This window comes from Pseudidiomarina sp. WS423, from assembly GCF_050750165.1.
Lineage (GTDB): Bacteria > Pseudomonadota > Gammaproteobacteria > Enterobacterales > Alteromonadaceae > Pseudidiomarina > Pseudidiomarina fusca.
On record NZ_JBOJLN010000003.1, the window covers coordinates 1 to 22,565 of the forward strand.

The window sequence follows — 22,565 nt, forward strand, 5'->3', positions numbered from 1 at the left end:
GCTCTTTTTGAAAGATTGCTGATTTTCATTAGAGTCAGGGGTTCGCCAAACAACACCATCGACGCCAAGCAGTCGTAAGCCATGCCATGTTGGATGCTCGGCTTGTTCATTCCAAATTGCTTGCGTATGTTCAAATACCGATTGTACGGCATGTTCACCAAGGCGTTGTCTTGCTTGAGGAATAGCGCTTGGAGCTACAAGTGCCCGTCGACCAGGGAGCATGATATTCATTTGTCCAACGATGTCCCACACGCTGGTGTTGCGATATAAGGCCATGCCTATAATACTCCACAACACCATATCCAAGGGTAAACGTCTTTTCCTGACAGTGCCGACACCGGCCTTATCAAACGCTTCATTAATTAAATCAGGATCAAGAATGTCGGATAATTTACCCAGTTCTTCAGAGTTTGGAGCATATCCATTGGCTATTGCGAGTGCTGTAGTGAGTTGCATAAAAAAATCCGTAGCTAGAATTAACTAACTACGGATTCTGATCCATTGGGAGGATCGGTCAACCGATCGCTAAAATATTTCTTAACTGATCGGCATTAGCCTTCGGGCGCTTTTTTATTGCCTAAGATTTAATAAATAGTAAGCCAAGCGAACGAATGATTAGTGCAGTGCAATGTTAGCGAATCACTCAAGGCAAATAGAACCCCAGTGCTATATCACCTAACTGATTGTCGCATAGACATTAATAGAGTATATTTAACCTTATAAATAAACAATAATCTAACTTATTATGCAGAGACAACCTCATCTTGAAGACAGTAACGGCTTTACCCTGGTCGAACTGATTATTGTTATAGTGCTTGTTGGCATTTTAGCAGTGACGGCGGGACCAGCGTTTTTTGGTCGTTCGGGGGTTGATGCCGTGCTGTATCAAGACCGCTTGGTTGGGCTACTGCGACTGCAGCAACAGCGCGCAATGCAAGATACCACCAATGACTACTGTGTATTGATTCAGGGGAATCGTTTTGGTATTCCGCAGCTGTGTGGTGATGCAGCGCTGCCGGCAAATTTTAATCCTGAGTTTGAAGGCATCAGCCTTAGCGAAGCAAGTACGAATGTACTTGTCAGCACACAGCCGAGTCTCTCTACTGTCTATTTTAACGGGTTGGGATGTATCGGCACGGCAGCGAATGCTGCTTGTGGTAGCTTGGCATTGCAAATTGACGTAACTGAAGGTTCAGCTGTACGCAGTGTTTGTGTGCAATCACAAGGTTACATTCGCGAAGGAGCATGCTAATGATGCGTCGCGAAGGGTTCACCCTAATTGAAATTGTTATAGCAATTGTGGCTCTAGCGATAAGTCTTGTGATGTTAACTACTTTGATTTTTCCACAAGCTCGTAATAGTACTGAACAAGTCTTTCAAGCCCGTGCTATTGAATTAGGCAACAGTTTAATTAACGAAATTATGGCGCGCGGATTTGATGAAAATAGTGATATCGGTGGAGGCATAGTGCGTTGTGGGGAGTTTACTCAACCAGACTGCACTGCACCGACTAATTTAGGTCCGGAAGCTGGTGAAACACGCCCTGATTTTGACGATGTTGACGATTACCATTTATTGCACTTAACTGAGCCGAATATTGAATCAGCTTTAGGTGTAGATATTACTGATGAATATATTGGGTTTTCGTACGTTATAGAGGTCTGTTACGCCACCCTTCAAGGCGAATGCGTTGGTTCAATCCAAGATCTTAAGCGCATCACAGTCACCATTGAAAGCCCCAATAATGACACTGTGACGATGAGTTCGCTGCGAGGTAATTTCTAATGAGCAGACGAATTCGCGGTTTTACACTCATAGAGCTAATTATCGTTATCGTCATTTTAGCTGTTTTGAGTGTGGGAGTGTTTTCGTACATCGGAATTGGCGCGAATATATATACAGACGCAGTGTCTCGTGACCAATTGACAAGCCAAAGCCGTTTCGCAATAGAGCGATTAACTCGCGAGCTGCGAAACTCGCTACCGCGCAGTCAACGCGTAAATGCTACTGATAATAGTCGGTGTCTTGAATACGTCCCTATTTTCGCCAGTAGTAGCTATTTACAGATTCCAACGCCTGGTTTTAATGCAGGTGCTGATTTTATCGCTGTGCAACCGACTGAAAATGCACCAATACCCGCAGGTAGTAAGTTGATGGTTTATGCCACTACGCGCAATCATATATACAACAACGCATCTATTCGGTCTAAAGCAGATCCCATTTTGAGTGCTGGCCCGCAGGCCGGATTAGTTGAGATATCTTATTCAGGTACTCCACAGTTTTTCCCAACCCAAAGCCCAGCGCGTCGTTATTATATTGCGAGTCAACCAGTGAGTTGGTGTGTACAAGGTTCCGAATTACGACGCTATACTAACTATGGTTGGCAGACAGTTCAGCCTTCAGCGCTATGGCTTGCTGCTGGTGAGGCCTATGAAACAATGGCCGTTGGGTTAAGTAATAGCGTAAGCGAAGCGCCATTTTATGTTGAAGAGGCCACATTACGCAGAACGGCAGTAGTGCAGATGGATTTTCGCTTTACGAGTTCAAAAAATGAACCGATGAAGTTACTTCACGAGGTGCATGTTCCGAATGTTCCCTAAACAACAATGGTCAAAGCCGAATAAACAACGAGGTGCAGCGCTTGCGGTAGTGATATTTATTATCGTGGTAATGGCACTTATAGGCGCTGCATTAGTGCGTTTGTTGAGTAGTGGATCAAGCGCAGTGGTGTCGGAGGTTTCTGGCTCAAGAGCATACCATGCTGCGCAGTCAGCGCTGCAGTTAACGCTAACCGATTTATTTCCATTAAACTCAAATACAGCCAATACGTCACTGTGTAGCGCACGAGTCGTCGGTAATCCGGAACCGCTACTGGCAACCTACGCTTTTTCGGCACCCGGATTGGCATCGTGTTCTGCTGATGTTTATTGCGACCAATTAGCGTTGAACCCACCGTTTCAGGGGTATCACTTTCGACTACGTGCTGAAGGTGTTTGTACTGTCGGCTCTGAAACATACTCACGAGAAATATTAGTCGAGGCAAGTGATGGTACTTTCTAAATTGATTCGTATTTCGTTCGCGCTATTGTTATTTGCCGGTGTAAGCAATGCTTACGCCGAACGGTTTGATTTGCCCAACGAACTTGACGATTTGAATGACGAAGTAGGTAATATTTGCTCAATTTCAGGAAACACCATTACTTGTAATGGCAATGTCACGCTTCCCACAGGCGATGATATAAGAGTAAACGGCTCGCTGAATTTGATCGTCAATGGAAACCTTACCTTAAATGGTAATAACGAAGTCAATGTTGATGACTCGCCGAACGATCTGAACATTCAAGTATCTGGTCAATTTACTGCCAATAATAATAGCGATATCAACGCAAATATCACTGCGCAAGGGAACGTAGTTTTTAATGGCAATAATGAGGTTGAAGGTGACATTACAAGTAACAATGGCGAGATAAGACTTAATTCGAACGCCGATGTTGAAGGTGATTTAAATGCACCCAACGGGCCGATAATATTAAACGGTGACAATGAAGTGATTGGTAATGTTTCTGCTGGTCAAACAATCACTTTGAATAACGAGGCTGAAATTGAAGGTAATGTCTCGTCGGGACAAAATATTGTTCTCAATAGCAGTAATTTTGTAGAAGGTGACCTCGCTGCTTTTGGCGAGGTTACGCTAAATGGTGGTAGTGACGTTGATGGCAATATTGAAGCTGGAGGTAATGTCACACTAAACAGTGGCAACCAAGTGAATGGTAATATAAATTCCACTGGCACGGTAACTGTTTATGGTAACGGCGAAGTCACAGGCTATGTTAACGCGGCAAACATAAACGATAACGCCGGCGGGGTGCAAGGGCCAACGTGTAATATTAATAATAATGTTGGGCCCTGTGGTGCAGGCGGAGGCAGTACTTTACCTGCAGCAATTGGCCATTGGTTTATGGACGAATTAATCTGGGACGGAACCTCAGGTGAGGTGCTTGATTCGTCGGGGAATGAACGTCACGGCACAGCGCAAAATGGTGCCGAAACAGCACGTAGCACACCGGCAATTCCGGGTAACCCAGGAACCTGCAGATACGGTGACTTTAATGGGTCGAGCCGATTTTCAGTTGCCAATAATACCGCAATAAATAACTTACAAAATTTCACCATGGGGTTCTGGGTGCGCGCCGACGCAACCGATCAGAATAACTCAGACACCTACCAAACTATGGTGGTATATGGAAATACACCCACTTCACAAAATGACGGTAAATTTGAAGTTTATCGACTGACCCAGAATGGAGATTTGTATTTCGAAATTCGTACCGGCAATAACGATGTTCGCAATGTTAGTGTTGAGGGCAATGATATTTTTGATGGCGAATGGCATCACATAACGACTATTTTTGAACGCAGTAACCGCCGACTTACTTTAATCATTGACGGCGATTATGACGCAAGAACAACCAGCTCATTTAACGGCAATCACGACCTAAAAAATGTTAGTGGCGGACTAAATGTAGGGGGGCAGTCATTCGGTAGTAATAGTATTAATGGCCAAATGGATGAGCTGTATCTTTCTGACGTTATATTAAGTGAACAAGAAATTAGCGTTCTATACGTAACCACGCGGCCGTGTGTTGTGACACTTCCCAATGCTACGCTTGATTTTCAGTTTAATGATGGCCCTTGGACGGCTGGGCTAGCAAACGATGTTGAAGACTCCAGTGGCAACAACTTTAACGGAACCGCTTTAGGTGGTGTTACAGCGGGTTCTAGTTCTGACGCCCCAGCACTACCAAACGATGGAAGCGGCTTTGGTTCTTGTGGCTATGCCGAGTTTGACGGCAGCAATAATCAGTCGATACGCATTGATCATAATAATGAGCTTGACTTAACTAGTGAATATACCTTTGCAATGTGGGTCAATCCAGCCACTATTCCAAACTCTGGTAGCGTTACGCTTATTGATAAAGGAAGTAACTATCGCGTCGAGTTGCTATCTAACGGTGCTTTGCGGTGGCGTTGGCGAATTCCAGTTTGGTGGTGGACTATTGAGCGTGTCGTAGAGACACCAGCAAATACCTTGTCAGCAGGCAGCTGGACGCACATCGCCTTGCGCAGACAATCTACTCAACAAACTATATTTGTTAATGGGCAAATTGTGACGACGGCGACGAATACGGGTACGCCAGTAACTAATAACGATGACTTATATATCGGATATAATCCGACAGATAATAATAGCTATTACTCCGGTGCATTGGATCAGTTTCAACTGTTTGACTCTGCGCTTGCAGACACCGAAATAGAAGCACTGACCGATCAACGTTCACTGTGTGATGATGTCGTATTGCAATGTTATACCGATGCGCTTGATGATGGCACCGTGTTTGGTCAAACATGGACGTCTTCTGCGACATCGGGCAGCTTTATTCCGACTATCGTTAATGGCCGTGTCCGCTTGACCGAAAATGTGACTAATCAGGCAACCCGTATCACGTTGAATCAGACGTTTCCGGCAGCAAATAACCGAGTGATACTTGAATTTAGTCTGTTTGCCTATGGAGGCTCTGGTGCAGACGGTATTGCATTGGTTTTTTCAGATGCAACGGTGCCCCCTCAAGCGGGTGGTTATGGTGGTTCATTAGGGTATGCCCAACTTAATTTGGGGGGCACATTTACGCCAGGCTTCGCTGGTGGATGGCTCGGTATTGGATTCGATGAATATGGTAATTTCTCCAAAAACAACGAGGGTAGACAAGGCGGTTTTGGTGGACAACTACGTCCTGACCGTGTGGTGTTGCGCGGCGCTGAAGCGAACAATTATCCGTATTTGAAAGATTCGGGACAGCTGAGCCCGGGAGTCGATCAACCCGGCAATAGCCCTGGGCCTGAGCACAAATATCGAATTATTATTGATTCAACTGTACCTAATACATCAATAATCAGTGTTGAACGCGATACCGGTACTGGGTATCAATATATTATCGTGCCATTTGATGTTTTTGATGAATTTCCTGGTCAGCAACCTGTTGTTCCTGAAGATTTTCTCGTTAGTTTTACAGGGAGTACGGGCGGGTCGACAAACATTCACGAATTTGATGATATTCAAGTCTGTGCCATCGATACAGATAGCTTGAATTCAGAGATTGATCACTTCCGATTAACACACCAAGGTGAAACCATCGCATGTCTTGCCACGCCAATTGAAGTGCAGGCATGCCTCGATGCGAACTGCGACAACCTTTACACTGGTCCGACGGAAGTTGTATTGAGTACTACGGAAGGTACTTATGCGGGTGGTAATGTGCTCACTTACAACAGCAGCAGCGGGACTAAGTTCTTACGCAATACAGCAGGCGGAATCGCAACGGTTGGTGTACTAACCAGTGACCCTCTGCCTGATCCTGGATTCGAGACCAAATGTTTTGTCGCTGGTGTTGAGACAAGTTGCGACATTAACTTCAAAAACGCGGGATTACTATTTACTGATACGGACCAATTGAGTCCGATAGCTAACCAAATTTCAGGTGAATCCTTTAATGGTGTTATTCGTGCGGTTGAAACCAATACGCTAACTGGAGCCTGCGAAGCACGTTTAAGTGGCGCACAAGAAGTTCAAATAGGCTATGAGTGCCGTAATCCAACAAGTTGTATTGCGGGGCAAAGCATGTCGGTTAACGGTACTTCGGTCGGCGCAAATAATTTGAATAATGCGTCAAACACCGCAGCCGTTAATGTAGTTTTTGATAGCAATGGAAATGCGCCGATAACACTCGCATATACAGATGCGGGGCAAGTGCGACTGCATGGTCAAATCAATATCGATCAAAGCAATCCAGATCCAGCGTTTCAATTAACCGGTAACTCAAATAATTTTGTAGTTAAACCGCATACTTTAGTTGTTTCGAATGCCGCCTCGGGAGCGATTACTAACCCTGAAACAACTAATTCAGGAAGCGGATTTATTGCCGCCGGTGAGAATTTTCAGTTGTTTCTGGAGGCACGCAATAGTTTTGGCGCTGCCACACCTAATTTCGGCAATGAGCTATCCCCAGAAACAGTGACCGCCGCGCTTGATAGTCTGGTTTATCCAAGTGGTGGGAACTTAGGTACTTTGAGTACAACGGCGCCGTTTGTTGCAGATGCTGGCAACCCTGGGCGGTTTGTAAGTAATCAAATTTCGTACAATGAAGTGGGGAGTATTCGTATAAGAGGTGCTTTAACTGATAATGATTATTTAGGCGCTGGCGACATTCCGAATAAACCGCCAAGCCCTACAATTGGTCGGTTTTACCCTAGTTACTTGCAATTACAATCAAGTACCTTATCAAATAGTTGCTCTGCATTTACGTATATGGGGAATCCTGGAATTTTACTAGATTCGACATTAGTTGCTCGTGGCGCTGGCGGAAATGTCGTTCTAAATTACGACAACAATGATCTTGATTACGCAGGAACCGCAACCTTTGCACTAGCTGCAAAAAGTGGAACGAGTTACGGATTAGGTAGTCGTTTCAGCTCAATTACTAATGACGGGGTATGGAACGATGGTGTATATGTACTCACTTCATCAGCTCTCCAGTTTGCACGAGTTGGCACAGTAGACGGGCCGTTCCATATTTTAGAAGCTGGCATACGTGTCAACACGGAGATCGATAGCCGAGGGTTGATTGGCACTGACTTTGACGAAACTCAATCAGGATGTTCGGGCGTAAGTTGCAATGCAGTTCAACTTAATGGAACTCTTGATGTGCGTTATGGTCGACTTGTTGTTGAGAATACGTTCGGTCCTGAGGATGCTAACTTACCTGTTAACCTTTATGCCGAGTACTGGAATGGTTCCAACTTTATTGCAAATAGCGATGACAATTGCACGTCAGTGTTCCCGGTCAGTTTGAGCGTTACAGATGATCCGGAAGGGCTAGGTTCTGTGCCCGGAGGCATAAGCTCAACCCTAGGTAGTGGTATGTTGGCGCCAAACGCGATGTTCTGGCAACCTTCAACTAACTTAGCACCCGACAACGTGGGAGAGTTTGAGTTCGAATATCAAGCGCCACCATGGTTACAGTTTAATTGGGAGGACTCGGACGGAGTTAATTATCTGAATCCTCGAGGAACAGCTGGCTTTGGGCAATTTCGAGGCAATGATAGAATTATTTATCAACGTGAACTTGGTTGGTAAAATCGTGGTAAGATATTTGCCTTGTTCTTGTTATGGCTATCGCGCATTGGTAGAGTGTAACGGTTTAACTAGCAGCTGTTCTTGTCGGCTCGTAAAGCAAGAGACTAATAAGTAGGGATTGGCCTGTCGATGTTTAAAAAACTCCGTGGAATTTTCTCAAACGATCTCTCGATCGATTTGGGAACAGCAAACACATTAATTTACGTTAAAGACGAAGGCATCGTACTGAATGAGCCATCAGTTGTAGCGATTCGCCAAGAGCGCTCGGGTGGACCCAAGAGTGTGGCGGCAGTAGGTACTGCAGCAAAACAAATGTTGGGCCGTACGCCAGGGAACATTAAAGCCATTCGCCCTATGAAAGACGGTGTTATCGCTGACTTTTTTGTTACTGAAAAGATGCTGCAGCACTTCATTAAGAAAGTACACGACAGCCATTATTTCCGTCCTAGCCCGCGGGTGTTGGTGTGTGTGCCTTGTGGCTCCACTCAAGTAGAGCGCCGAGCGATTCGCGAATCAGCGTTAGGTGCTGGCGCCCGTGAAGTGCATTTAATTGATGAACCTATGGCGGCGGCGATTGGCGCTGGCTTACCGGTCTCGGAGCCAACTGGTTCGATGGTGGTTGATATTGGTGGCGGTACCACTGAAGTCGCTATTATCTCTTTAAATGGTGTGGTGTATTCGTCGTCGGTACGCATTGGCGGTGACAAATTTGACGAAGCCATCGTTAATTATATTCGCCGTAACTTCGGCTCTTTGATTGGCGAAGCTACGGCGGAGCGGATCAAACACGAAATTGGTTCGGCATTTCCTGGTGACGAAGTGCGTGAAATCGAAGTTCGTGGCCGTAATCTAGCGGAAGGTGTACCTCGCTCATTTACGCTGAATAGCAACGAAATTCTTGAAGCCTTACAAGAGCCTTTGATGGGTATTGTTAGTGCCGTGATGGTTGCGTTAGAGCAATCGCCACCAGAGCTAGCGTCAGATATTTCTGAGCGCGGCATGGTGCTTACCGGCGGTGGCGCGTTACTGCGTGACCTTGATCGCCTGTTAATGGAAGAAACCGGGATTCCGGTGATTGTCGCGGACGATCCATTAACTTGTGTGGCGCGCGGTGGTGGTAAAGCGTTAGAGATGATCGATATGCACGGCGGTGACCTGTTCAGTTATGAGTAAGCGGCCGCATGAAGTCGCTATTTGAACGAGGCCCAACACTACTCACGCGGCTGGTGCTTGCACTCAGCTGCGCTCTCACTTTGATGTTCTTAGACCACCGGCTCAATACGATGCAGCCGGTGCGTTCGTTTATGAGCACCCTGATTGCCCCGGTTCAATACCTCGCCGTACTGCCTGAGCAGGTGATGGACAGAATTGTCTATCTCGCCACCACACGCACCATGCTACGCAATGAAAATAAACTGTTAAAGCAAGAGCTGGAAGAACTGCAGATGGCAGTGCAGCGACTGAACTTTCTAGAAAACGAGAACGATCGGTTACGCCAATTGCTAGGTTCGGATGTACGTGAAGCTAGTCGTCGGATGGCCGCTGAAGTGGTTGCAGTAGCAACGGACCCATTTTCGCATCAGTTGGTGATCAACAAAGGCCTTGCCAATGGCGTGTATGAGGGCCAGCCGGTATTGGATAATCGCGGCGTGGTGGGGCAAGTGATGAGCGTTGGTCGTGGTACGGCGCGGGTGTTACTGATCGCCGACCAAAGCCATGCTATTTCGTTACGGGCCGAGCGTAATGATATCCGCGTTTTAGCTAAAGGCACGGGTGATTTGCAGCAGTTAGAATTGCAGTTTATCCCCCACAGCACGGATTTAGAGGTAGGCGATAAATTGGTGTCATCGGGGTTGGGTGGCATCTATCCGGAAGGTTATCCGGTAGCTGAGATCATCTCCATCGACCGCAACGAGCGCTTACAATATGCCCGCGTGTTAGCACGTCCTTATGCCCAACTTGATAGGGTGCGCACCTTGCTCTTGTTATGGCCAGCGGATGCTACCGAGCAACCGGTTTACGATACCGAAGAAGAGACGGCAGGAAACGATCATGTGGATTAAAGCCGGATTATTACCGCTGTTTATTACTTATATTATCGGGCTAGTACTGATGGTGATGCCGATGCCGCTGTTTTTAGAGGCTTGGCGCCCAGATTGGTTAAGTTTGGTGATCATTTATTGGTTGATGGCACTGCCCCACCGCGTAGGGATGGGAACCGTTCTGATTCTCGGGCTGATGACGGATATCCTGATGGGGTCTATCTTTGGAATCTATGCTAGCGCCTTATTGGTCATGGCCTATGCGCCGATTCGTCATTTTCAGCGCTTTCGAAATTACTCGCTAACGCAACAGGCCTTGGTGGTTGCGGTGCTTATTTTTATCAAGCGGGTGTTGGTGTATCAGTTAGAGCATTGGCTGAACGATGCGGTGTTTCATGTGTCTTATTTATATCCGGTGATTTCGTCGGCCATAGCTTGGCCATGGGTGTATCTGATTCTACGCAAATATCGGCGGCACTATGGTATCCAATAACGTGGTATTCAGTAACTTGGTATCCAATAACCTGGTATCCAGTAACTTGGTATCTAATACGCCCGCCGCGAGGCCGTTGGTGTTGGCGTCGGGGTCGCCGCGGCGCGCTGAGTTATTGCAGCTGTTGGGGAGGCCGTTTCAGGTGGTGTTACCACAGGTTCCCGAACAGCGCACGCCAAGTGAATCTGCAGCGGCCTATGTACAGCGTCTCGCCATCAGTAAAGCCGAAGCCGGTGCAACCTTGTGGCGCACCAAGGCAACGGCGAACACCACGACCAACAGCTTGGTGCTAGGTTCTGATACTGTGGTTGTAGTTGGTTATGCACAAGCGCACGAACAGGTGTTAGAAAAGCCGCGTGATTTTGCCGATTTTCAACGCATGATGCAGTTGCTAAGTGACACCACTCATACGGTTTTAACTGCCGTAGCGGTGACTCAGAGTGCACCACTAGAGCCGACAACGGACGTGACTATGGCTACCATGGTCGCCACCGAGGTGAGTTTTAAACCCTTAAGTGAGGGTGAGATCGCAGCTTATTGGGCCAGCGGTGAACCGCAAGATAAAGCCGGTGGTTATGGTATTCAAGGCTTAGCAGGGCGCTTCGTCACCCACTTGCAAGGCAGCTATTTTGCCGTGGTGGGGCTGCCGTTATATGAAACAGCAGAATTATTAACGCGTGTTGAGACGCAGCAAGCAGGCGGTCAGCAGTAGGAGTAACACGCATGAGTGCAGAAATTTTAATGAACGTCACCCCCACCGAAACTCGCGTGGCGCTGATCGAAAACGGTATTTTGCAAGAAATCCACATTGAGCGCCAAGCCAAGCGTGGTTTAGTGGGTAATATTTATGTGGGTAAAGTATCGCGAGTACTGCCAGGGATGCAGGCCGCTTTCATTGATATTGGCTTAGATAAAGCGGCGTTCTTGCATGCGTCCGATATCGTGACCCACATTGATCAAGAAGAGCTATCGCGGAACAATGTCACCACCGCAGATATCGCTCAATTAGTGCGCCCAGGGCAGCAAATTCTGGTGCAAGTGGTCAAAGACCCACTTGGTACGAAAGGCGCGCGCTTAACCACCGACATCACTATTCCTTCACGCTACATGGTGTTGATGCCACAATCGCCGCATGTTGGTATTTCACAGCGGATTGAAGATGAAGCCGAACGGAACCGTTTAAAAGCCGCCGCCCAGCCTTATTGCGATGAAGACGGTGGCTTTATTGTACGTACCGCCGCCGAGGGCGCAGCCAATGACGATTTACAGCGCGACGCGAAATTTTTGCGGCGGCTCTGGGACACCATTCAAAAGCGCCGCAAAGGCATGCGGAAAATTGGTATAGTGTACGAAGATTTGAATTTATCTTGCCGTATTTTACGTGATTTTGTTGGCGATGAAATTGAACGTATTCGGGTTGATTCACGCATTACTTACGATGTACTGCGCGAGTTTGTCCAAGAGTTTATTCCTGAGCTCAGCAATGCCCTTGAGTACTACAGCGGCGAGCGTCCTATTTTTGACTTGTTTGATGTTGAAAATGAAGTGCAACGCGCACTCGAGCGTAAAGTTGAGCTGAAGAGCGGTGGCTCTATCATTATTGACCAAACGGAAGCTATGACCACCATAGATATCAATACCGGTGGTTTTGTTGGGCATCGCAATCTCGAAGAAACCATTTTTAATACCAACATCGAGGCGACTCAGGCAATCGCTCGGCAACTGCGGCTGCGTAACTTAGGCGGTATCATCATTATTGATTTTATCGATATGCAAAACGCAGATCATAGACGACGGGTATTGCACAGCCTTGAGCAAGCTCTTGCTAAAGATCGCGCCAAAACTTCGATTAACGGCTTCACCACCTTAGGCTTGGTGGAGATGACACGCAAGCGCACCCGCGAAAGCTTGGAGCACGTGCTCTGCACCGAATGCCCAGTGTGTAGTGGACGTGGCTCAATGAAGACGGTTGAAACCGTCTGTTATGAAGTGATGCGAGAAATTGTGCGGGTGAACCGTGCGTATGCGGCCGATCATTTCGTGGTGTATGCCTCGGCAGCAGTGTCCGACATGCTGCTGAACGAAGAGAGCCATGCTTTGGCTGAACTTGAGGTGTTTATTGGCAAACAGGTTAAGGTTTTAACCGAGCCTATGTACAACCAAGAGCAGTTTGACGTGGTGATGATGTAGCCCCATGTTGAGATTTACCGCACGCTGGTTATTTCGGACCCTGCTTTATTCACTAGCTTCGGCGCTGGTGCTTTTTGCGATGCTGCTAACTGGCTTGCGCTATCTGTTACCGCAAATTCCTGACGTGACCAAACAAGTTGAGCAACTCTTAGCTGCCCAGTATCAAGTGCAAGCAGATGTGGGCACTTTAAGTGCCGATTGGAGTAGCGCAGGGCCTGAGTTGGTGTTGCATGATGTGCGCCTACAAACCGCCACCAACCTCAACTCACAAGTGAGTGTTGACGAAGCTCGCGTGCAATTTAATTTTTGGCAAAGCGTCACTTCGGCGTCGCTGCAATTTGAGCAGGTGAACTTTAGCGGCCTGCGGTTGCAATATGACCTGCGTGATACCCAACAAGATAACGCTGCTAGTTTGGATGTTCCGGATACCCTACTTAGCTTTTTACTGACCCAACTTGATCATGTCGAAGTGTCTGATAGCGTGATTGAATTGGTGAACTTAGTCGGGGTGAAGCGCTCGATTCAAGTACAGCGGTTAAGCTGGATGAACCGCGGCGCGCGCCACCAGGGGGTGGGCGAACTTAGTTTTACTGGAGTATCCGAGCAGAGTTTAGATTTAATCATTGATGTACATGGCAACGATCCACAGGCGTTATCCGGGCAGTTTTATGTGGCGGCGAACCAGGTAGACATTACCCCTTGGTTACAACAGCAGATTGTCGATACCCAAATTCAGCAAGCTGAGTTTAATTTCACCATGTGGCTTAACTTCGCCCAGAATAGCTTTACCCAAGGTCTATTAGAATTAGGCGAACACCAATTGGCGTGGCGGGTAGGCGAACAGCAACATCATTTGCGGATCCCGAGCGGGCAGTTGCAACTACAACCAGAAGCTGATGGTTGGTTAGTGAATAGTACCCCTATGACCATTACTCACAATCAACGGCAGTGGCTGCTCCCTACCTTCAGTTGGCAACAGACCCCAGCGCGAACTCGTTTAAGCGCCAGTAACATGCCCCTTGCGCCGCTCCTGCAATTGGCCAACCTGTTAGGGTCGCGCGGCGTTGAACTGAGCGATGAGATGAGTCGTCGTGAGGTTGGCGGTGAACTTGATATCGTTTTCGACCATGACATTAACCAAGCGGCGCGTTGGTATGTACGCGGCCAACAGTTGGCATGGCAAGAAGCTGCAGGTATTCCTGGCCTACAGAATGCTGAATTGGAATTACATGGCACCGGCCAACAAGTAAGTTGGCATTTACACGGGCAAGACATGGTCATTCAAAGTGCTGCTTTGCATCCAGACCGGCCCTGGCCGATAACCGCTCTCGATATGCATGGCCGCGTTGATTGGGGCCAAGCAGACTGGCAAGTTGAGGTCTATCCCAACAGCTATTTGGGCTTGCCAGGCATGCAGTTGGCGGTGGCGGCACTGATTCATCCTACCGCCGACTCGGTGATGGTGAATGCCCATGCCGAAAGTTTGGATACCACCCCCATTAGCGCGGAAACCCTGCGGAATCATTTGCCGCTGGTGATGGGGGATGATCTACACGACTACTTAAGTGTCGCCATTCAAGCCGCTCAAGCGCAAGATTTGGCGATGGTGTGGCGTGGCACTATTGCGGACTTCCCTTACATCAATCAGCGTGGGGTGTTTCAGGCTCGCGCCCGAGTGAGCGATTTAATCTATCAATTTCAGCCTGATTGGCGTCCGGTCTATGATGCTGAAGCGGTGGTGGAATTCCATAATGAGCGCATGCACATAGTCGCTGAACAAGGTTTGCTAGGCGATATTCAGTTACCACGAGTAGATACGGTGATAGCCAACATTATTGGCAAGCCTTTACAGCTCGATATAAGTGCTAGCATTCAAGGCGATAGTAAGTACTTACAGCCGGTGTTTGAAGATAGCCCACTGGCAGATTCTCTAGGGGCTACCTTTACCCAGTTGCAACTAACGGGAGCCATGCAGGGCACGCTACAGCTCACCATTCCTTTTGGTGAAGGCCAGCAGGTGATTGCCGAGGGAGCTGCCACTCTAACCGATAATCAGTTGTATGTAGCTAGCCTGCAACAACAGTTTGAACAGGTGAATGGCACTGTGTCTTATCGTAATGACGAGATCAGTGCTGAGGATCTGAGCTTGACCTGGCAGGGCTTTCCAAATCAAATTGATTTACGCGGTCAGTCTCGCAGCGACGATTATTTTGTCCAGGTTAAGGCGCAAGGAGACTGGGCTTTAGATAAGTTCGCGCCACTGGCCATGGGTACCAGTGCTTGGCAGGCTGATTTTAACTTGAGTTTACCTAAAGACGGCGGTTATTCATTCAGTTGGAATCAAAGCGCAGACTTAAGCCAAGTACAACTTGATTTACCTGCACCGCTTAAGAAGCCTAGCGGACAGGCCAGCGATTTACAGTTGCAGGTATCCGGCAGTAGCGAAAGTCTATTGATTAATGCCGAGTTGGATGACAGTTGGTTAGCTGAAGTACAGCTGAATGGCGATGGCTCAGAGTTGCGCAACGGTTACATGCGCCTTGGCAAAGACTTTAGTCAGGCCCCTAACCCTAACGTGGTGCGCGTTAATCCAACCTTCACTATTGATGTTAATGCCCCTGCGATTAAGGTGGATAGTTGGTTAGCAGCTTGGACAGCGTTAGCTGAGAAGCTCCCTGCGGGCACCGGTGACAGTGAGCTAGTGAGTGTGCTTAAACCTGATTTAATTCAGTTGGTAACGCCTGATTTAACCTTGTTGGAACATCAGTTTACCGAGGTTGCTTTTGTCGCTTGGCCGGAAAATGGCGAATGGCGCGGCCGACTGACCGCTGATCAAACTTCGGCTGATCTTGGTCTGGTCCAAAGCGGCCCGCAATCCTTGTTACAGATTGATGCCGATTACTTGGAACTCGCTTTGCCTGCAGCCCTCGCACCAGCCGCTAAAACAGAGAGTGATACTGATAGCGACGAGGTGGTCGCTAACGCAGTCGCTGCAGACTTAGATCAGCGCCTAGCTCAATTATCAGCACCTGCGAACTTTAACAGTGTTCCCAATATTAAGTTCAGCTGTGAGCGCTGTCGTTATGGGCCTTATGATTTAGGTCGAGTAGCGATTGCGATTGATGCCCAACCAGAACAGCTAACGGTACAGGAGTTTCGCTCTGACCAAAATAACCATACGCTCGCGGTGAGTGGCTTTTGGCGCTTGGCAGCAGCTGATAAACCAGCTGAAACCCGTTTTACCGGGCGCCTCGATTCTGATGATTTTGGTCGGTTTTTACAGGAATACGAAATTACTAGCATGGTCAAAGATAGCGGAGCTACTTTTATTTTTGACTTAGGCTGGCAAGGTGCTCCCTATCAATACAACAGCGATACCCTTAATGGCGAAGTGAACTGGCAATTAAGTCAAGGCTATCTTAACGAAGTCAGTGATCGCGGCGCGCGGCTCTTCTCGCTACTTAGTTTAGACAGTATTTTGCGTAAGCTGCGTTTTGATTTTCGTGATGTGTTTGCCAACGGCCTGTTTTACACCAGCTTTGCCGGCGACTTTAGCATTAATCAAGGTGTGGTCAATACGGATAATACCCGCCTAGAAGGCGCCGCCGGTGATATGGAAGTGCGCGGTAGCAGTAACTTGGTGAACAGCCAACTCGACTATAATCTGCAGTTTGTGCCTAAAGTAACCTCAAGTTTGCCGGTGATTTTGGCATGGATGATTAACCCACCCTCGGGTTTAGCCGCCTTGGTGATTGACCGTATGCTGCACGATGCTAAGGTGATTAGTCGCTTAGAATATAAAATCAGCGGTACCATCGATCAACCTGAGATCACTGAGGTTGCGCGGAGCAGCCGCGATGCCCCAATTCCGCAGGAGGTGCTTAATGAACAATCAGGCGAACAACCAAGCCAACAACCAAGCCAGCCCAGCGCCGCGACGGGTACAACTGACGGCGCTGCAACTGAACAGTCAGCCACAGCCACAACAAAACCTGCAACAAATTCAGCAGCTACTAGCTCAACTGCCCAGCCATCGGCCGCAACTGGTGGTGCTGCCTGAGGCCTGCTTATGTTTCGGCGCCGGCGACAAAGCCCAGCGCGAGTTAGCCGAGCTACCGCTGCTCTCTGATAATCAAGCTGCCAAGCCTGCAACTGACCAAGCACCGTTGCAGCAGCAATTAGCTGATTTGGCACGCCAACATCAGATCTGGTTAGTGGCCGGTACCGTACCTATTGTAGATGATGCCAAGGCTGCTAAATTTAGCGCCGCTAGCTTAGTCTTTAATCCCCAAGGGGAGTGTGTGGCTCGCTACAACAAAATGCATTTGTTTGATGTCGATGTCGCCGATAACACCCGCAGCTACCGCGAATCCGCATGGACTCAGGCGGGCAGCGAGGTGGTAACAGTGACCACCGAGTTTGGCGTATTAGGCTTGGCGGTGTGTTACGATGTGCGCTTTCCTGAACTCTTTCGGGCGCTACGAGAGCAAGGTGCCGACATCTTGTTGCTGCCATCGGCCTTCACCCAAGTGACAGGCGCAGCCCATTGGCACGTGCTAACGCGGGCCCGCGCCATCGAGCAACAATGTTTTTTAGTTGCGGCAGCCCAAGCTGGGGTACACGCTAATGGCCGTGAAACATACGGTCACGCCTTGGTTTGTGATGGCTGGGGCCGCATCTTAGCAGAATCTGACGCCACTAGCGTAAGCTATGCCAGCGCGCTGGTGGATATTAATGAACTTACTAAAATTCGGCGCGACATTCCGGTTGCGACGCATTTTTCTGAAACCAAGAAGGGTCTTCATGCAGTTACCTAACCAACCTGAATTTTCACGGGTTTACGATAATTTATTAACTCAGCATCAGCTGGATAGCGAACAGTTGCAGCAAGCTCTGCAACGCTTGTATACCGGCACCATTGATTTTGCCGATATTTACCTGCAAAGCAGTGTGAACGAATCTTGGGTGCTTGAAGATGGCATTGTCAAAGAAGGCAGTTTTCATATTGAAACAGGTCTTGGTGTGCGGGCCGTGCAGGGTGACAAAACCGGATTTGCCTACGCCGATGATATTTCGCCACTGGCCTTACAGCAAGCTAGCAGTGCCGCTCGTGGGATTAGCGCCGCGGGCGAACAAGGGCAACTAAAAGTGCTAACTGCCAGCCCTTATGTGCAACGCTACGCACCATTAAACCCGCTGGAAACCCTAAACGAAACTGCGAAAATTGAGCTGTTACGTGAGCTGGATGTTTATGCGCGTAGCCTAGATAGCCGCGTCGTAGAAGTGATTGCCAGCATCAGCGGGAGTTACGATGAAGTCTTGATTGCCGCCACCGATGGCACATTCGCAGCGGATATTCGGCCGCTTTGTCGGGTTAACTGTACCGTGCTGGTGGAACATGATGGCCGCCGTGAACGCGGCAGTGCGGGCGGTGGAGCGCGGGTTGGTTATGACTATTTTAGTGAGACGCTGGCGGGCGCTAAGCCGCGCTGGCAGACCTTTGCCGACGAGGCGGTGCGCCAAGCACTGGTGAATCTAGAAGCGCGTCCTGCGCCGGCAGGAACCTTCCCGGTGGTTTTAGGCGCCGGCTGGCCAGGCGTGTTGCTGCACGAAGCGGTCGGCCATGGCCTCGAAGGTGACTTTAATCGTAAAGGCGCCTCGGCTTACGCCGGCAAGATGGGCGAATTAGTCGCCTCTGAGCTGTGCACTATTGTCGATGACGGTACCATAGATCACCGCCGTGGCTCGTTAGCTATCGATGATGAAGGTACGCCAGCAGGCTACAATGTGTTGATTGAAAAAGGCCGCTTGCAGGGGTATATGCAAGACAAAATGAACGCCCGCTTGATGGGTGTTGCGCCAACCGGTAACGGACGCCGTGAAAGCTATGCTCATTTACCTATGCCGCGCATGACCAATACCTACATGCTCGGTGGTGAAAGCGACCCGGCTGATATCATTGCCAGTGTCAAAAAAGGGATTTATGCACCGCAGTTTGCTGGCGGCCAAGTAGATATCACCTCAGGTAAATTTGTGTTCTCAGCGTCAGAAGCCTATTTGATTGAGGATGGCAAAATTACCGCACCTATTAAGGGCGCAACCCTTATCGGTAATGGCCCAGAGGCCATGCGCATGGTGTCTATGGTAGGTAACGACCTAGCCTTAGATAATGGCGTTGGGGTGTGTGGCAAAGACGGACAAAGCGTGCCCGTTGGAGTAGGTCAGCCTACCTTGAAACTGGATGCGTTAACTGTGGGTGGCACCGATTAAACGGTGGCCACCTCACGTAAATATTTGAACAGCTCGCGCGCGGCAGCAGGGGCTTTGCCTTGTTGCTGCTGTTTGCTAGCTTGGCGATAAAATTGCCGTAATTTCTGCCGATCAGCGTGCGGATAAGCGGCTAAAAACTGCTGAATAGCGGCATCGCCGTCAGCTAAAATGTGGTCGCGGTATTTTTCTAATTGATGAAATAACGCGTTTTGTTCGTCGTGTGATTGCTCGAGTTCAGCCAGGCCGCGTTCAATCGCAGCCGTATCACGATTGCGCATCATTTTGCCAATCAGTTGTAGCTGGCGGCGGTAACCTTCGCGTGTATTACGAATGCGTTGGGCTAATTTAATGGCATCAAAAAGATCCTCATCAAGGGGGATCTTGGCAAGTTTACCGTCAGACAAATTAACCAGTTTTAAGCCGAGCTCTTGTTGGGCTTCGGCATCACGCTTGAGCTGCGATTTACTAATTAAAAAATCGTCATCAGCGTGGTTTGAATTACCATCATGATTCATGAAAGGGTCCTTGTGCATGACCGTAGGTGTTTATGTTCAAGTGAATAACCGATAGTGTACCAGAAAATTAAGCGCCCGCATGCTAAACCGCTGCGGAGCGATGCGCCGAAGGGCAAGAGGAGAGTTAGTTTGATCCCAGATGTAAAACAATTAAGTAATGAGATGCAAGAAGTTGAGCAGTCGGTAGCGCAGGCACTGGCATATGCTAAAGAGCTTGGTGCCAGTGCGGTCGAATGCGCGTTAAGCCGTAGCCGCGGAATTAATGTCGGCACCCGCCTTGGCGAAGTTGAGACGGTAGAATTTAATCAAGACGGCGCCCTAGGTATTACCTTGTTTCGGGGCCAGCAAAAGGGTTCAGCATCTACTACCGATTTAACTGCCGCAGCCATTCGTGCGGCGGTAGAAAAAGCCAATAGCATCGCCCAGTTTACCTCGCCCGACCCCTACGCGGGCTTAGCTCCAGCTGAACTGATGGCAACCGCTATCCCTGATTTAGACTTGTGCCACCCCGCCGACCAAAGTGCTGAATTTGCCTTAGAGCAGGCATTACGCTGCGAGCAGCATGCCTTACAACTGGATAAACGGATTGTTAACTCTGACGGTGCAGGTTACAGCAGCCACGTCGGCTATCGTGTTTATGGCAATAGCCACGGCTTTTTAGCCGGTTACCTACAATCACGGCATAGCTTAAGCTGCAGTTTAATTGCCCAAAGCGGCGAGCAGATGCAGCGCGATTACGCCTACAGTGTGGCACGCCATCGTGACGGCTTGTGGACTCCAGAACAAGTGGCAGAAGATGCGGTGAACGCTACTATCGCGCGCTTAGACGGTCGCAAAATAGCAACCGCGAAGGTGCCAGTCATCTTCCGAGCTGATGTTGCGAACTCGTTGTTTGGCCACTTCGTTGCAGCTATTAGTGGCGGTAGCTTGTATCGCAAATCGAGCTTCTTAGCCGACCATTTAGGTAAACAAGTATTGCCTAACTGGTTAACCATAACCGAACAACCGCATTTACGCGGCGCGTTAGCTAGTAGCCCGTTTGACCATGAAGGGTTAGCAACGGTGGAGCGCGATATTGTTGCCAACGGCGTCTTGGAAACTTACTTACTGACTAGCTATTCAGCGCGCAAATTAGGCATGCAGCCTACCGGACACGCCGGTGGTATCCACACCTGGCAAGTGCAGCATGGTGAGCAAGATTTAGCAGCTTTATGTAAGCAGATGGGCACTGGGCTGTTGGTTACCGAGTTAATGGGCCAAGGGGTCAATATTGTCAATGGTGACTATTCTCGCGGTGCGGCAGGGTTCTGGGTCGAACATGGCGAAATTCAGTACCCCGTAGAAGAAATTACCATTGCCGGCAACCTAAAAGACATGTTGGCTAACATTGTGGCTATCGGCAATGATATTGACCTTCGCCATGGTGTTCGTACCGGTTCTGTGTTGCTAGAACAGATGCGCATCGCCGGCATGTAGCCGGCGTTAGCTCAGTAGTAGCGTCGCTGTGCCTAAGAAAGCAAAAATACCGACCACGTCGGTGACGGTGGTAAGAATCACCCCGCCGGCTAGTGCAGGGTCGATATCAAACTTCTTCAAGATCAAGGGCACAGTCACCCCGGCCAAGCCAGCCGCGAGTAAGTTAGCCATCATCGCAAAGGCGATGATGGCGCCAATCAGAAGGTCTTGCTTCCAGATCGCCACCACGGCCGCAATCAGTAACGCCCAAATCACCCCGTTAAGAGCGCCAATCGCAAGTTCCTTACCAATCAACCAACGTTGGTTACTGGCACCTATATGACCCAGCGCCATCCCTCGAATGACCAAGGTCAGGGTTTGTGAACCGGCAATCCCGCCCATACTTGGCACAATGGTGTTAAGGATAGCGAGGATGGCCATTTGCGCTAAAATATCTTCAAACAAGGAACTGACCATGGCCGCCAGCAGCGCTGTGATCAGGTTGACACCTAACCATACCGAGCGGCGCTTAGCACTGGTCCAAACCGGAGCAAAGGTATCCTCGTCATCATCTAAACCAGCCATGCTCAACATCGAGTGCTGGGCATCTTCACGGATGATGTCGACCACGTCATCGATAGTAATACGACCGAGTAAGCGATTGTCTTCGTCAATGACCGGGGCCGAGATCCAATCTTGCCGCTCAAACAGTTTGGCTACTTCAGTTTCGTCCATATCTGCCGGAATGCCTTGTACCTCTTGGTCCATGACATCGCTCACTAAACGGCTAGGATCAACGGTAAGTAAGCGGGTAATGCCGATTTCACCAATAAATTTGTCTTCGCGGCTTACCACGTACAGTTTATCGGTAGCCTCAGGTAGCTCGCCTTTCAACCGCAAATAACGTAATACCACATCAATGGTAACGTCTGGGCGTAAGGTGATGGTATCCGTATTCATCATACTACCGGCGGTTTCTTCGGCGTATGACAGAGCTTGCTCGGCACGATGGCGATCTTGCTCGTCCATCGATTTTAATACTTCTTGATAGACCTGTTCGGGTAGGCCACGTAATACGTAGGCGAGGTCATCGGTATCCATGCCTTCGGTGGCGGCGGCCAATTTCTCTGGCGCCATCTGCCGAATGATGGATTTTTGCACTTCTTCAGATAATTCTTCAAGGATGTCGCCGTGCTCGTCGGCGTCAACCAATTGCCAAATGATGGCCCGTGCTTTAGGTGGGGAGGATTCAAGTAACAGGGCAACATCCCAAGCAGGCAGGTTGTGCAACTGGCGCCGAGCTTGCACGTACATGCCACGCGTAAGAGATTCAGTGACCTCTTGTAAGCGCTGTTCGGCAAATTCTTTATCGGCGATTTCTACTAGCATGCTGCAAAACTCCTGTGAAT

General features: G+C 48.9%; 17 protein-coding genes. 14 read left to right on the top strand and 3 right to left on the bottom strand.

The features are described 5' to 3' along the window. The coding region (locus tag ACQ661_RS04280; RefSeq protein WP_431667717.1) for a transposase domain-containing protein at window positions 1–456 on the bottom strand (456 nt) is incomplete at its 3' end. 289 nt (window positions 457–745) lie between these two features. Between ACQ661_RS04280 and ACQ661_RS04285 the strand changes: the two genes are divergently transcribed. The 13 genes from ACQ661_RS04285 (at window position 746) to tldD (ending at window position 19,186) form a co-directional block, all read left to right on the top strand. After that, entirely contained in the window at window positions 746–1,252 is a 507-nt protein-coding gene (locus ACQ661_RS04285) for a pilus assembly FimT family protein (protein ID WP_431667719.1), read from the top strand. Then, on the top strand, window positions 1,252–1,785 hold the full coding sequence (locus ACQ661_RS04290; RefSeq protein WP_431667720.1) for a type IV pilus modification PilV family protein: 534 nt from the start codon (window positions 1,252–1,254) through the stop codon (window positions 1,783–1,785). Before ACQ661_RS04285 ends, ACQ661_RS04290 begins: the two co-directional genes overlap by 1 nt. After that, window positions 1,785–2,600 carry a prepilin-type N-terminal cleavage/methylation domain-containing protein gene (locus ACQ661_RS04295; RefSeq protein ID WP_431667721.1) on the top strand — a complete coding sequence of 272 codons (816 nt, stop codon included), beginning with the start codon at window positions 1,785–1,787 and terminating at the stop codon, window positions 2,598–2,600. Before ACQ661_RS04290 ends, ACQ661_RS04295 begins: the two co-directional genes overlap by 1 nt. Continuing rightward, a complete protein-coding gene (locus ACQ661_RS04300; protein WP_431667722.1) occupies window positions 2,590–3,060 on the top strand; it encodes a pilus assembly PilX family protein in 471 nt (156 codons plus the stop codon). The genes ACQ661_RS04295 and ACQ661_RS04300 overlap by 11 nt, the downstream gene beginning before the upstream one ends. Beyond that, window positions 3,047–8,191 (top strand): DUF6701 domain-containing protein, encoded by a 5,145-nt coding sequence (locus ACQ661_RS04305; protein ID WP_431667723.1) that lies wholly within the window; start codon window positions 3,047–3,049, stop codon window positions 8,189–8,191. The genes ACQ661_RS04300 and ACQ661_RS04305 overlap by 14 nt, the downstream gene beginning before the upstream one ends. Before the next feature lie 129 nt (window positions 8,192–8,320). Continuing rightward, window positions 8,321–9,364: a rod shape-determining protein gene (locus ACQ661_RS04310; RefSeq protein WP_110075997.1), complete on the top strand. Its 1,044-nt coding sequence runs from the start codon at window positions 8,321–8,323 to the stop codon at window positions 9,362–9,364. Window positions 9,365–9,372: 8 nt separating this feature from the next. After that, window positions 9,373–10,254: a rod shape-determining protein MreC gene (mreC, locus tag ACQ661_RS04315; protein WP_313932861.1), complete on the top strand. Its 882-nt coding sequence runs from the start codon at window positions 9,373–9,375 to the stop codon at window positions 10,252–10,254. Next, on the top strand, window positions 10,244–10,726 hold the full coding sequence (gene mreD, locus ACQ661_RS04320) for a rod shape-determining protein MreD (protein ID WP_313932862.1): 483 nt from the start codon (window positions 10,244–10,246) through the stop codon (window positions 10,724–10,726). The genes mreC and mreD overlap by 11 nt, the downstream gene beginning before the upstream one ends. Then, entirely contained in the window at window positions 10,713–11,438 is a 726-nt protein-coding gene (locus ACQ661_RS04325; RefSeq protein WP_313932863.1) for a Maf family protein, read from the top strand. The genes mreD and ACQ661_RS04325 overlap by 14 nt, the downstream gene beginning before the upstream one ends. An 11-nt stretch (window positions 11,439–11,449) precedes the next feature. Next, a complete protein-coding gene (gene rng, locus ACQ661_RS04330) occupies window positions 11,450–12,916 on the top strand; it encodes a ribonuclease G (protein WP_313932864.1) in 1,467 nt (488 codons plus the stop codon). 4 nt (window positions 12,917–12,920) lie between these two features. Further along, complete coding sequence (locus tag ACQ661_RS04335) at window positions 12,921–16,976, top strand: YhdP family protein (RefSeq protein WP_313932865.1); 4,056 nt, start codon at window positions 12,921–12,923, stop codon at window positions 16,974–16,976. Beyond that, a complete protein-coding gene (locus ACQ661_RS04340; RefSeq protein WP_110076030.1) occupies window positions 16,879–17,733 on the top strand; it encodes a carbon-nitrogen hydrolase family protein in 855 nt (284 codons plus the stop codon). Before ACQ661_RS04335 ends, ACQ661_RS04340 begins: the two co-directional genes overlap by 98 nt. Further along, a complete protein-coding gene (gene tldD / locus ACQ661_RS04345) occupies window positions 17,720–19,186 on the top strand; it encodes a metalloprotease TldD (RefSeq protein WP_153826458.1) in 1,467 nt (488 codons plus the stop codon). The genes ACQ661_RS04340 and tldD overlap by 14 nt, the downstream gene beginning before the upstream one ends. On the opposite strand, the gene yjgA is transcribed toward tldD, so the two are convergent. After that, window positions 19,183–19,701 (bottom strand): ribosome biogenesis factor YjgA, encoded by a 519-nt coding sequence (gene yjgA / locus ACQ661_RS04350; RefSeq protein WP_153826457.1) that lies wholly within the window; start codon window positions 19,699–19,701, stop codon window positions 19,183–19,185. The genes tldD and yjgA overlap by 4 nt on opposite strands. A gap of 129 nt (window positions 19,702–19,830) precedes the next feature. Here yjgA and pmbA point away from each other — a divergent pair, with 129 nt between their 5' ends. Beyond that, window positions 19,831–21,177 (top strand): metalloprotease PmbA, encoded by a 1,347-nt coding sequence (pmbA, locus tag ACQ661_RS04355; RefSeq protein WP_418055309.1) that lies wholly within the window; start codon window positions 19,831–19,833, stop codon window positions 21,175–21,177. A gap of 6 nt (window positions 21,178–21,183) precedes the next feature. Here the strand turns inward: pmbA and mgtE are convergent, their stop codons facing one another. Continuing rightward, a complete protein-coding gene (gene mgtE / locus ACQ661_RS04360) occupies window positions 21,184–22,545 on the bottom strand; it encodes a magnesium transporter (protein WP_110075989.1) in 1,362 nt (453 codons plus the stop codon). Window positions 22,546–22,565 lie beyond the last annotated feature (20 nt).

Coding starts and splice junctions, on each gene's coding strand:
- ACQ661_RS04285 (WP_431667719.1), top strand. CDS start 746: ATGCAGAGACAACCTCATCTTGAAGACAGTAACGGCTTTACCCTGGTC.
- ACQ661_RS04290 (WP_431667720.1), top strand. CDS start 1,252: ATGATGCGTCGCGAAGGGTTCACCCTAATTGAAATTGTTATAGCAATT.
- ACQ661_RS04295 (WP_431667721.1), top strand. CDS start 1,785: ATGAGCAGACGAATTCGCGGTTTTACACTCATAGAGCTAATTATCGTT.
- ACQ661_RS04300 (WP_431667722.1), top strand. CDS start 2,590: ATGTTCCCTAAACAACAATGGTCAAAGCCGAATAAACAACGAGGTGCA.
- ACQ661_RS04305 (WP_431667723.1), top strand. CDS start 3,047: ATGGTACTTTCTAAATTGATTCGTATTTCGTTCGCGCTATTGTTATTT.
- ACQ661_RS04310 (WP_110075997.1), top strand. CDS start 8,321: ATGTTTAAAAAACTCCGTGGAATTTTCTCAAACGATCTCTCGATCGAT.
- mreC (WP_313932861.1), top strand. CDS start 9,373: ATGAAGTCGCTATTTGAACGAGGCCCAACACTACTCACGCGGCTGGTG.
- mreD (WP_313932862.1), top strand. CDS start 10,244: ATGTGGATTAAAGCCGGATTATTACCGCTGTTTATTACTTATATTATC.
- ACQ661_RS04325 (WP_313932863.1), top strand. CDS start 10,713: ATGGTATCCAATAACGTGGTATTCAGTAACTTGGTATCCAATAACCTG.
- rng (WP_313932864.1), top strand. CDS start 11,450: ATGAGTGCAGAAATTTTAATGAACGTCACCCCCACCGAAACTCGCGTG.
- ACQ661_RS04335 (WP_313932865.1), top strand. CDS start 12,921: ATGTTGAGATTTACCGCACGCTGGTTATTTCGGACCCTGCTTTATTCA.
- tldD (WP_153826458.1), top strand. CDS start 17,720: ATGCAGTTACCTAACCAACCTGAATTTTCACGGGTTTACGATAATTTA.
- yjgA (WP_153826457.1), bottom strand. CDS start 19,701: ATGAATCATGATGGTAATTCAAACCACGCTGATGACGATTTTTTAATT.
- mgtE (WP_110075989.1), bottom strand. CDS start 22,545: ATGCTAGTAGAAATCGCCGATAAAGAATTTGCCGAACAGCGCTTACAA.